Consider the following 11,705-nt stretch of genomic DNA (forward strand, 5'->3'; position numbering starts at 1 on the left):
CTCGGCCGCCGCCGCGCGTTCGTGCGCCAGGGCCTTCTCGCGCGCCAGTTCCTCGTCGGTCATGAAGTACTTGGGGTTCACCGGGCGGATCGCCAGGTTGCACAGGAAGCCCAGCACCAGCATGCCCGCCAGGATGTACATGGTGATGTCATACACCTGCGCCCGCGGCACGCCGATGGACAGCTGGTATTCGCGGATGTAGTTCACCAGCACCGGCCCGAAGATGCCCGCGGCCGACCACGCCGTCAGCAGGCGGCCGTGGATGGCGCCGACCATCTGCGTGCCGAACAGGTCCGCCAGGTAGGCCGGCACCGTGGCGAAGCCGCCGCCGTACATCGACAGGATGACGCAGAAGGCCGCCACGAACAGCGCCAGCGCGCCCATGTGCGAGGTCCACGGGATCGAGGCGTACAGCACGAAGCCCAGCACGAAGAAGATCAGGTAGGTCATCTTGCGGCCGAGCTTGTCCGACAGGCTGGCCCAGAAGAAGCGGCCGCCGATGTTGAACAGGCTGAGCAGGCCGGTGAAGCCCGCGGCGATGGCGGCGATCGAGGCCAGCTGGGCCTTGTCGAGCTGGCCAAAGCCCAGTTCCGGCTTGTTGATCAGGCCGCCGCCGAACACTTCCTGCAGCAGCGGCGAGGCCATGCCCAGGATGCCGATGCCGGCGGTCACGTTCAGGCACAGCACCAGCCACACCAGCCAGAATTGCGGCACGCCCCAGACCCGCTTCACGTGCACGTGGCCCTTGGTGATCATGGCGTTGTTGGCGTGCTTGGCGGGGGCGGTCCAGCCCTCCGGCTTCCAGCCGGTGGGCGGCACGCGGTAGCCGAGCGCGCCCGACATCATGAAGATGAAGTACACCAGCGCCATGGTCAGGAAGGTCTGCCACACGCCCGGCGAGGTGGGCGTGGCGAAGTGGCGCATCAGCAGGTCGGCCAGCGGCGCGCCGATCATGGCGCCGCCGCCGAAGCCCATGATGGCCATGCCGGTCGCCATGCCGCGACGGTCCGGGAACCACTTGATCAGCGTGCTGACCGGCGAGATGTAGCCCAGCCCCAGGCCGATGCCGCCGATCACGCCGGAGCCGAGCCACAGCATCCACATCTGGTGCAGGTAGACGCCGAAGGCCGAGATCACCAGGCCGCCGCACCAGCACAGCGCCGACACCACGCCCGCCTTGCGCGGACCGGCGCGTTCCAGCCAGCCGCCCCACAGTGCCGCCGAGCAGCCCAGCAGCACGAAGAACAGCGTGTACATCCACCCCATGGTGGAGATCTTCCAGTCGCAACTGGTGGTGAACAGCTCGGCCACCAGGCTCATGTCGGGCGGGCAGGCCAGCGGCTGGGCGCCGCCGACCGCCTTGGACAGCGGCAGCCAGAACACCGAGAAGCCATAGGCCATGCCGATGCACAGGTGGATGGCCAGGGCGGCCGGGGGTACCAGCCAGCGGGAAAAACCCGGTCCGGCGATGGTGCGTTCCTTGTCCAGGAAGCCCGGCTTGGCGCCGGGCAGGTCGAGTGTTGCAGTGCTTTCCATGAGGTCTCCTCGGGGTGCGGCTTTATAGCGGCGTGGCCTGGAAAAATCCAGTCCCGCCGCTTCTTGTTGAACCCTTTGCTGCGGTAAAGCTTGCTGCGCTCGCGCGCCGGCTGGCGGCGCGCGGGTCGGTCGTGGCGCTGGCGCCGGTCAGGGCACCCGCGCCAGCGGGGTCAGGCGCTCGCGGTTCTGCGTGACCGCCTCCAGCACCAGGGGATGCAACTGTTGTTCGCCGGCGTCGCCATCGGGCTGCCGGGCCAGGAAGTCCAGCAGCTCGTTGCGCATGCGGGGCTCCCAGAATTTGTGGATATGGTTGGCCACGCCTTCCACCGCCTCGGGCCGCAGCGGCATGGCTTCGAAGAATTGGCCGATGCGGTTGGCCATGCGGATCAGGTTGCCGATTTCCATGCGTGTCAGGTCTGCGAAGTGATGCGTTCAGGGTGGGAATACAGGGTGGCGTCGTCGTTGCGCAAAAAGCCCAGCAGCGCGATGCCGGCGCTGTCGGCCAGCCGCACGGCCAGCGCGGTGGGGGCCGACACCGCCGCCAGGATGCCGACGCCGGCCGCGGCGGTCTTCTGCACCATCTCGAAACTGGCGCGGCTGGACACCAGCACCACGCCGTGCGCGGCGGACAGCCCCTGGCGCGCCAGCGCGCCCACCAGCTTGTCGAGCGCGTTGTGGCGGCCCACGTCCTCGCGCACCAGCGCCACGGCGCCGCTGGCGTCGGCCCAGCCGGCGGCGTGGGTGGCCCCGGTCAGGTCGTGCAGCGCCTGGCGCGCGCGCATGTCGCGCATCGCCCGCAGCACCGCGCCCACCGGCAGCGGCGCGCCGGCCGGCACCGGCGCCACCGGCCGCAGCACCTCGGGCAGCGTCTCGACGCCGCACAGCCCGCAGCCGGTGCGCCCGGCCATGGCGCGGCGGCGCGATTTCAGCCGCGCCTCGCAGGCGCTGGAAATCTCGATCTGCACCACGATGCCGTCGCACTGCGGCAGCACGTCGATGCCGCGCACGTCGGCCACGCCGTCGATGATGCCTTCCGACAGCGAAAAGCCGACGGCGAAGTCCTCCAGGTCGGCCGGCGTGGCCAGCATGGTGGCGTGGCTGATGCCGTTGAACTCCAGCGCCACCGGCGTTTCCTCGGCCAGGTTGTCGCCTTCGGCGCCGGGCGCGATGGCGCCGGCCCGCACGCGGGTCACCTGGGCCGCCACGTGCTCGGGGCGGGAGGAAGGGGGAGGGGCGCTGTGGTCCATGGCGGGCTCGGCTGTCGGGTTATTTCCCCGACGTCACGGCTTCGTTCTCGCGCGAGCGCTCACGCAGCAGCTTCTGCTGGATGTCCGCGAAACGCGACCATTGCCGCTGCCATTCCGACGGCTGGGACACGCGCGTGACCTGCACCGCCGTGACCTTGTACTCGGGGCAGTTGGTGGCCCAGTCGGAACTGTCGGTGGTGACGACGTTGGCGCCGGACTCGGGGAAGTGGAAGGTGGTGTATACCACGCCCGGCTGCACCCGGTCGGTCAGGGTCGCGCGCAGCACGGTCTCGCCCGAGCGGCTCTGGATGCCGACCCAGTCGCCTTCGTTGACGCCGCGGTCCTCGGCGTCCTGCGGATGGATCTCCAGCACGTCCTCGCTGTGCCACATGACGTTGGGCGTGCGGCGCGTCTGCGCGCCCACGTTGTATTGCGACAGGATGCGGCCGGTGGTCAGGAGCAGCGGGAAGCGGCGCGTGCTGCGCTCGTCCGTCGGCACGTACTTGGTGATCATGAACTTGCCCTTGCCGCGCACGAAGGCGTCGATGTGCATGATCGGCGTGCCCTCGGGCGCGTCGTCGTTGCACGGCCATTGCAGGCTGCCGAGCTTGTCCAGCTTCTCGTAGCTGACGCCGCTGAAGGTCGGCGTCAGGCGCGCGATCTCTTCCATGATCTCGCGCGGGTGGCGGTAGTTCATGGGGTAGCCCAGCGCGTTCGACAGCGCCACGGTCACTTCCCAGTCGGACTTGCCGTTCTTCGGCTCCATCACCTTGCGCACCCGCGAGATGCGGCGCTCGGCGTTGGTGAAGGTGCCGTCCTTTTCCAGGAACGACGAGCCTGGCAGGAACACGTGGGCGTACTTGGCGGTCTCGTTCAGGAACAGGCCCTGCACCACGATGCATTCCATCGCCGCCAGCGACGCCGCCACGTGCTGCGTGTTGGGATCGGACTGCACGATGTCCTCGCCCTGGCAGTACAGGCCCTTGAAAGTGCCGCCCAGCGCGGCCTCGAACATGTTGGGAATGCGCAGGCCCGGCTCGGGCTGCAGCGTCACGCCCCAGTCCTGCTCGAACTGCGCCCGCACCACGTTGTCGGAAATGTGGCGGTAGCCCGGCAGCTCGTGCGGGAACGAACCCATGTCGCACGAGCCCTGCACGTTGTTCTGGCCGCGCAGCGGGTTCACGCCCACGCCTTCGCGGCCGACGTTGCCGGTGGCCATGGCCAGGTTGGCGATGGCCATGACGGTGGTCGAGCCCTGGCTGTGCTCGGTCACGCCCAGGCCGTAGTAGATCGAGCCGTTGCCGCCGGTGGCGAACAGGCGCGCCGCGCCGCGCACGGCCTGCGCCGGTACGCCGGTGATCTCGGCCATGGCTTCGGGCGAATTCTCGGGCAGCGACACGAAATCGCGCCATTCCTGGAACGCCTTGGTCTCGCAGCGCTCGGCCACGAAGGCCTCGTCGATCAGGCCTTCGGTGGCGATCACGTGGGCCAGCGACGACAGCAGCGCGGTGTTGGTGCCGGGCCGCACCTGCAGGTGGAAGTCGGCCTTGATGTGCGGCGAACTCACCAGCTCGATGCGGCGCGGGTCGATCACGATCAGGCGCGCGCCCTGGCGCAGGCGGCGCTTCAGGCGCGAGGCGAACACCGGGTGGCCGCTGGACGGATTGGCGCCCATGACGATGACCACGTCGGTGTGCATCACCGAGTCGAAGGTCTGGGTGCCGGCGGATTCGCCCAGCGTCTGCTTCAACCCGTAGCCCGTGGGCGAATGGCACACGCGGGCGCAGGTGTCGACGTTGTTGGTGCCGAACGCGGCGCGCACCAGCTTCTGCACCAGCCAGGTTTCCTCGTTGGTGCAGCGCGACGACGTGATGCCGCCGACCGCGTCGCGGCCGTACTGGCCCTGGATGCGGCGGAATTCGGACGCCGCGTAATCGATCGCCTCTTCCCACGACACTTCGCGCCAGGAGTCGGTGATGCGCTTGCGGATCATCGGCTTGAGCACGCGCTCCTTGTGGGTGGCGTAGCCCCAGGCGAAGCGGCCCTTGACGCAGGAGTGGCCGCGGTTGGCCTGGCCGTCCTTCCACGGCACCATGCGCACCACTTCCTGGCCCTTCATCTCGGCCTTGAAGCCGCAGCCCACGCCGCAATAGGCGCAGGTGGTGACCACCGAATGCTCGGCCTGGCCCATCATGATGACGGTCTTTTCCTGCAGGGTCGAGGTCGGACAGGCCTGCACGCAGGCGCCGCAGGACACGCATTCGCTCTCCAGGAACGGCTGGTCCTGCCCCGGCGACACGCGCGATTCGAAGCCCTTGCCCGAGATCGTCAGCGCGAAGGTGCCCTGGGTTTCCTCGCAGGCGCGCACGCAGCGGTTGCAGACGATGCACTTGGAGGCGTCGTAGGTGAAGTACGGATTGGACTCGTCCTTCTCGCTCTTGAGGTGGTTGGCGCCGTCATAGCCGTAGCGCACGTTGCGCAGGCCCACCACGCCGGCCATGTCCTGCAGTTCGCAGTCGCCGTTGGCCGGGCAGGTCAGGCAGTCCAGCGGGTGGTCGGAGATGTACAGCTCCATCACCCCGCGCCGCAGGTCGTGCAGCTTGGGCGTTTCGGTGAAGACCACCATGCCGTTCTCGGCCGGCGTGGTGCACGAGGCGGGATAGCCGCGGCGGCCCTCGATCTGCACCAGGCACAGGCGGCAGGAGCCGAACGGCTCCAGGCTGTCAGTGGCGCACAGCTTGGGGATGTTGATGCCGGCCTCGGCGGCCGCGCGCATCAGCGAGGTGCCTTCGGCCACGGTGATTTCCTGGCCGTCGATGGTCAGGGTGACGGTTTTTTCGGACACCCGCGCCGGGGTGCCCAGATCGCGGTCGCGCTTGATGACGGTTTCTAGCATGGCGGTCTCGGCTTCAGGCGGGGTGGACGGCGGACTGCGAGGACTCGATGCCGAAGTCCTGCGGGAAGTGGTTCAGCGCGGACAGCACCGGGTAGGGCGCCATGCCCCCCCCAGCGCGCACAGCGATCCGCCCAGCATGGTGTCGCACAGGTCGCGCAGCAGGTGCACCTGCTGTTCGCGCCCCGGACCGCCGGCGGCGATCTTGTCCAGGGTCTCCACGCCGCGGGTCGACCCGATGCGGCAGGGCGTGCACTTGCCACAGGACTCGATGGCGCAGAACTCCATGGCGTAGCGCGCCATGCGCATCATGTCGACGCTGTCGTCGAACGCCACCAGGCCGCCGTGGCCGATCATGGCCGAGATCTGGATATAGGCTTCGTAGTCCAGCGGCACGTCCCACTGCGATTCCGGCAGGTAGGCGCCCAGCGGCCCGCCGACCTGCACCGCGCGCAGCGGCCGGCCGGAGGCGCTGCCGCCGCCGAAGGTGTACAGCAGGTCGCGCAGGCTCAGGCCGAAGGCCTTTTCCACCAGCCCGCCCTGCTTGAGGTTGCCGGCCAGCTGGAACGGCAGCGTGCCGTGCGAGCGGCCCACGCCGTAGTCGCGGTAGTAGGCCGCGCCCTTGGCCAGGATGATCGGCACCGTCGCCAGCGAGATCACGTTGTTGATGACCGTGGGCTTGCCGAACAGGCCCGAGATCGCCGGCAGCGGCGGCTTGGCGCGCACCACGCCGCGCTTGCCCTCGATGCTTTCCAGCAGCGAGGTTTCCTCGCCGCAGATGTAGGCGCCGGCGCCCTTGCGCACTTCCAGGTCGAAGCGGCGGCCGCTGCCGTGCACGTCGTCGCCCAGCCAGCCGACGCTGCGCGCCCGGTCGATGGCGGCTTCGAGCGTGGCGATGGCGTGCGGGTATTCGGAGCGCACGTAGATGTAGCCGTAGGTCGCGCCCACCGCCAGGCCGGCGATGGTCATGCCCTCGATCAGCACGTAGGGGTCGCCTTCCATCAGCAGGCGGTCGGCGAAGGTGCCCGAATCGCCCTCGTCGGCGTTGCAGACGATGTACTTGCGGTCGGCCGGCGAGCCCAGCACGGTCTTCCACTTGATGCCGGTGGGAAAGGCCGCGCCGCCGCGTCCGCGCAGGCCGGACGTGACCATCTCCTCGACGATGGCGGCCGGCTCCATGGCCAGCGCGCGCTTCAGGCCCTGCAGGCCGCCGTGGGCGGCGTAGTCCTGCAGCGACAGCGGATCGATCACGCCGACGCGGGCGAAGGTCAGGCGTTCCTGCTGCTTGAGATAGGGAATCTCCTCGGTCAGGCCCAGGCGCAGCGGATGCTCGCCGCCCGCCAGCCAGCCGGCGTCGAACAGCGCCGGCACGTCCTCGGGCTGCACCGGCCCGTAGGCCAGGCGGCCCTCGGGCGTGGATATCTCGACCAGCGGTTCCAGCCACAGCAGGCCGCGCGAACCGTTGCGCACCACCTGCACGGCCAGGCCGCGCTCGTCGGCGGCCAGCTCGATGGCGGCGGCCACGGCGTCGGCGTCCATGGCCAGCGCCGCGGCGTCGCGCGGCACGTAGATCAGGGTGGGGGTGCTCATTGGCCGGCCTCCCGTGCGCGGTGCAGCAGGCGGTCGAGCTTGGCGGGCGTGACGCGGGCGTGCGGCTGGCCGTCCAGCATCACCGCCGGCGACTGGGCGCACAGGCCCAGGCAATACACCGGCTCCAGCGTGAAATCGCCATCGCCGGTGCTGGCGTGGAAATCACAGCCCAGCGCCTGGCGGGCGTGGGCGGCCAACTGTTCGCCGCCCATCGCCTGACAGGCCTCGGCGCGGCACACTTCCAGCGTATGGCGCGCCGCCGGTTCGCCGCGGAAGTGGGGATAGAAGGTGATGACGCCATGGACTTCGGCGCGGGACAGGTTCAGGGCCTCGGCGATGGTCTGCACCGCCTCGGCCGGAATACAGCCCAGTTCATGCTGGACCGCGTGCAGCACCGGCAGCAGCGGGCCGGGCTGATCCTTCAGCCGGGCCAGGATGCGGGCGGTGGCCGCCACCGCGGGGCTGGCGGACGCCTGGGCGGCGTCCAGGGCCATGGGGCCGCCACGGGCGCCGCCGGTGGAAGCCAGATCGGATTTTGCCTCGCGCTGACGCATGGCGGTCTCCTCCAGTAGTGCTGGGACCCCGTAGGGAGGGGGTTCTGTTGCGATGGGAAGTCAGGTCGATTTATATGCAAAGAAAAACATATAAACTTTCCATGCCCCGCGTTATTTGTGTACTCTAAACAGGTAATTAATCGCCTTCAATAAGAAATAAATGACATATAAGTTCCGAATCGGCCTGCGGCCGCAATGGACCTTGGGCGGAGACGACGGCGACCCCGTGCCGCTGCAGGACATGCTCGCGCTGCTGGCCGCCATCGACGCCACCGGCAACATCGCCGGCGCTTGTCGCGCCTGCGGCCTGTCGTACCGGCACGCCTGGGGCGTGCTGCGCCGCTTCGAGGGCATCTTCGGCACCCAGCTGCTGATCACCAACCGCCGCCAGGGCACGCAGTTGTCGGCCTTCGCGCAGCGCCTGCTGTGGGCCAACCGCCGCATCGAGGCGCGCCTGATGCCCACGCTCGACAGCCTGGCTTCCGAACTGCAGGAGGAACTGGCGCGGCTGCTGCCGGAAAACGATCCGCACCTGCGGCTGCATGCCAGCCACGGCTTCGCGGTGGAATCGCTGATGGAACACATGGGGGGACGCAAGCCCGGGCTGGAGCTGCGCTACCGCACCGCGATCGAGGCCCTGGCCTCGCTGGAACGGCACGAGTGCGACCTGGCGGGCTTCCAGGTGCCGCTGGGCGACTTCGAGGCGCCCATCATGGACCGCTACGCGCAGTGGCTGCACGCCGACGAGTACCTGCTGATCCACCTGGCGGTGCGCAATACCGGGCTGTTCGTCATGGCCGGCAACCCCAAGCGGATCCGTGGCATGACCGACCTGGCGCGCCAGGACGTGCGTTTCGTCAACCGCCAGATCGGTTCCAGCACGCGCTACCTGGTCGGGCTGATGCTGCAGCGCGCCGGCGTCTCGATCAGCGAGGTGCAGGGCTACGAGACCAACGAATTCACCCACATGGCGATCGCCGCCCACATCGCCAGCGGCATGGCCGACACCGGCGTCGGCGTGGAAACCGCCGCCTGCCGCTTCGGCCTGGATTTCATCCCGCTGGTGCGCGAGCGCTATTTCTTCGCCATCCGCAAGAGCGCGCTGGAGACGCCCGCCATGCGCGACCTGCTGTCCATCATGCGCAGCGCCGATTACGTCGGTTACGTCAGCCAGCTGATCGGCTACGACGCCCGCGATACCGGCCGCCTGCAGACCCTTGAAGAGGCATTTTCCTAGGCGCGCCGCCACGGGCGCCGGGCTATGATTGTTCCCATGAGCAAAGTGATCCTCCTGGCTGATCGCCGCACCGACCGTCCGGCGCCTGTCGCGCCGCCGGTCGCGGGCCAGCCCGCGCTCGACCGGCGCGCGCGGCCGCTGCGCGATCTGCGCATCTCGGTCACCGATCGCTGCAATTTCCGCTGTACCTATTGCATGCCGCGCGAGGTGTTCGACACCAGCTACGCCTTCATGCGCCATTCCGACCTGCTGTCGTTCGAGGAAATCACGCGGCTGGCCGGCGTCTTCACCCGCCTGGGCGTCGAGAAGATCCGCCTGACCGGCGGCGAACCGCTGCTGCGCAAGCATGTGGAAAACCTGGTGGGCCTGTTGTCGGGGCTGCGCACGCCCGCCGGCCACCCGCTGGAACTCACCCTCACCACCAACGGCAGCCTGCTCGAACGCAAGGCCGCGGTGCTCAAGGACGCGGGGCTGAAGCGCGTCACGGTCAGCCTCGACGCGCTGGACGCCAGCATGTTCCAGGACATGAGCGACAGCGGCTTCACGCCCGACGACGTGCTGCGCGGCATCGACGCCGCCGCCGCGGCCGGGCTGGCGCCCGTCAAGGTCAACATGGTGGTGCGGCGCGGCCTGAACGACGCGCAGATCCTGCCGATGGCCGAGCGCTTCCGCGGCAGCGGCCACATCCTGCGCTTCATCGAATACATGGACGTGGGCAACACCAACGGCTGGAATCTGACCGAAGTGGTGCCCAGCGAGGAAATACTGGCGCGCATCGGCGCGGCCTATCCGCTCGAACCGATCTCCACCGACGGCATGGGCCGCGTCGCCGAACGCTGGCGCTATCGCGACGGCGCCGGCGAGATCGGCGTCATCTCCAGCGTCACCCATGCCTTCTGTGGCGGCTGTACGCGCGCGCGCCTGTCGCCGGAAGGCAAGCTGTTCCTGTGCCTGTTCGGCCACGAAGGCCACGACCTGCGCGCGCCGCTGCGTGGCGGCGCCAGCGACGACGAGCTGGCCGCCATCCTCACGGGCATCTGGGCCGCCCGGGGCGACAACTATTCCGAACAGCGCGGCCGCAACATGGCCGACCCGGCCCGCAAAGTCGAGATGAGCTACATCGGTGGCTGAGACCTTGACCGCGTTCGACCGGCGGCAGGTGGCCGGCCTGATCCTGGCCGGCGGCCAGGGCTCGCGCATGCAGGGCAGCGACAAGGGCCTGGTCTTGCTGCGCGGCGAACCGCTGGTGGCGCACGTGGCGCGGCGCCTGGCGCCGCAGGTCGGGCCGTTGATCCTCAGCGCCAACCGTAATGCAGAGACCTACGCCCGCTATGGCCGGGTGGTGGCCGACGATACCGACGAGTTGGGCGCCTGGCAGGGGCCGCTGGCGGGCCTTGCCGCGGGCCTGGCGGCGGCTGCGCCGTGCGAGTGGCTGGTGGTGGCGCCGTGCGACACGCCGTTCCTGCCGGCCGACCTGGCCCGGCGCCTGATCGCGGCGGCGCAAGCGGCGGGCGCGCCGCTGGCCTACGCGCTGGCCGGCGGCCAGCGCCATCCGGCCTGCATGGCGCTGCGCACGTCGCTGTTGCCGGCGTTGCGCGACTACCTGGCGGCCGGCGAACGCAAGGTCGGCCTGTGGCAGTCGCGGGTGGGAGGCGTGGGCGCGCCGTTTGATGACACGCCCGGCGCGTTCATGAACCTGAACACGCCCGAGGAGCTGGCGGCGGCCGAGCGCTACGCCAGCCAGTGACGCAGGTCGTAGTAGGGCACGCGGTCGCGGTCCTGCACCTGCACGTCGGCCGGCAGGCGCGCCAGCCCCGTCGACCACGGCAATGAACTGATCACCCCGGAACCCTGGTGGCCATAAGGCACCAGCTCGGCGTTGCCGTCATCGGCGGCGCGGCGCTGCACCCGCAGGAATTCCTCGCGGCTGTCCTGGCGCGGATGCTCGGTGCGCAGCGGCAGCCGGCTGACCGGCGGGAACAGTTCCTCGCGGCCTTGCATGCGGCGCACCAGCGGCGACACCAGCATGGCGAACACCGCGTAGGCCGACACCGGATTGCCCGGCAGGCTGACCACCGGCTTGTCGCCGATCATGGCCAGCGCCACCGGCTTGCCCGGCTTCATGCGCACCTTCCACAGCGACAGCTCGCCGCCCAGCGCGGCCAGCGCCGGCTTGACCAGGTCGCGTTCGCCGACGGACACGCCGCCCACGCTCAGCACCAGATCGCACTCGGCCAACAGCGCCTGGAAGGCGGCGCGCAGGTCGTCCTCGGTGTCGCGCGCATGCAGCACCTTGGCCGGTTCGGCGGCCATGCCGCGCACCAGCGCCGCCAGCATCGGGCCGTTGGAGTTGTAGATCTGCGCCGTCTCGCGCGCGCCGCCGGGCGGCACCAGTTCGTCGCCGGTGGTCAGGATGCCGACCCGCAGGCGGCCGTAGACCGGCACGCTGGCCAGACCCTGCGAGGCCAGCAGCGCCACGTGGGCGGCCTGCAGCTGCGTGCCGGCGGCCAGCAGCGGGGCGCCGGCCAGGGTGTCTTCGCCGCGCTGGCGGATGTGCTGGCCGGGGCGCGGCTCGCGCGTGATCTCGACCTGTTCGTCGGCTTCGTGCGTGTCTTCCTGCATCACCACCACGTCGGCGCCCGCGGGAA

General features: G+C 69.6%; 9 protein-coding genes and 1 pseudogene. 3 read left to right on the forward strand and 7 right to left on the reverse strand.

Going from position 1 to position 11,705, the window contains the following annotated elements:
- The 6 genes and pseudogenes from AOZ49_RS14060 to AOZ49_RS14085 all read right to left on the reverse strand — a co-directional run.
- On the reverse strand, positions 1–1,536 hold a 1,536-nt coding region (locus tag AOZ49_RS14060; RefSeq protein WP_054475979.1), incomplete at its 3' end, for an OFA family MFS transporter.
- Positions 1,537–1,683: 147 nt separating this feature from the next.
- Positions 1,684–1,941 carry a formate dehydrogenase subunit delta gene (locus AOZ49_RS14065; protein WP_006390923.1) on the reverse strand — a complete coding sequence of 86 codons (258 nt, stop codon included), beginning with the start codon at positions 1,939–1,941 and terminating at the stop codon, positions 1,684–1,686.
- Between the two features lie 5 nt (positions 1,942–1,946).
- The gene (fdhD, locus tag AOZ49_RS14070) at positions 1,947–2,783 is read right to left on the reverse strand and encodes a formate dehydrogenase accessory sulfurtransferase FdhD (RefSeq protein WP_054475982.1); all 837 of its coding nucleotides are present in this window, start codon (positions 2,781–2,783) and stop codon (positions 1,947–1,949) included.
- A 19-nt stretch (positions 2,784–2,802) separates the two neighbouring features.
- Entirely contained in the window at positions 2,803–5,679 is a 2,877-nt protein-coding gene (fdhF, locus tag AOZ49_RS14075; RefSeq protein ID WP_054475984.1) for a formate dehydrogenase subunit alpha, read from the reverse strand.
- A gap of 13 nt (positions 5,680–5,692) precedes the next feature.
- A pseudogene (locus AOZ49_RS14080) lies at positions 5,693–7,266 on the reverse strand (formate dehydrogenase beta subunit).
- Positions 7,263–7,820: a formate dehydrogenase subunit gamma gene (locus tag AOZ49_RS14085; protein WP_054428583.1), complete on the reverse strand. Its 558-nt coding sequence runs from the start codon at positions 7,818–7,820 to the stop codon at positions 7,263–7,265. Before AOZ49_RS14085 ends, AOZ49_RS14080 begins: the two are co-directional and overlap by 4 nt.
- A gap of 160 nt (positions 7,821–7,980) precedes the next feature.
- On the opposite strand from AOZ49_RS14085, the gene AOZ49_RS14090 reads away from it, so the two are divergent.
- The 3 genes from AOZ49_RS14090 to mobA are packed head-to-tail and all read left to right on the forward strand — an operon-like array spanning position 7,981 to position 10,804.
- Positions 7,981–9,057, forward strand: a complete 1,077-nt coding sequence (locus AOZ49_RS14090) for a substrate-binding domain-containing protein (protein WP_054428582.1) — start codon at positions 7,981–7,983, stop codon at positions 9,055–9,057.
- A 36-nt stretch (positions 9,058–9,093) separates the two neighbouring features.
- Positions 9,094–10,188, forward strand: coding sequence for a GTP 3',8-cyclase MoaA (gene moaA, locus AOZ49_RS14095; RefSeq protein WP_054475986.1), 1,095 nt, complete (start codon positions 9,094–9,096; stop codon positions 10,186–10,188).
- A complete protein-coding gene (gene mobA / locus AOZ49_RS14100; protein WP_082380448.1) occupies positions 10,181–10,804 on the forward strand; it encodes a molybdenum cofactor guanylyltransferase MobA in 624 nt (207 codons plus the stop codon). Before moaA ends, mobA begins: the two co-directional genes overlap by 8 nt.
- On the opposite strand, the gene AOZ49_RS14105 is transcribed toward mobA, so the two are convergent.
- Positions 10,789–11,705 (reverse strand): molybdopterin molybdotransferase MoeA (locus AOZ49_RS14105; protein ID WP_054475988.1); only part of this gene is annotated, 917 nt, incomplete at its 5' end. The two genes, mobA and AOZ49_RS14105, sit on opposite strands and share 16 nt — an antisense overlap.

The sequence above is a fragment of the Achromobacter sp. 2789STDY5608615 genome (assembly GCF_001298995.1).
Lineage (GTDB): Bacteria > Pseudomonadota > Gammaproteobacteria > Burkholderiales > Burkholderiaceae_B > Achromobacter > Achromobacter insuavis.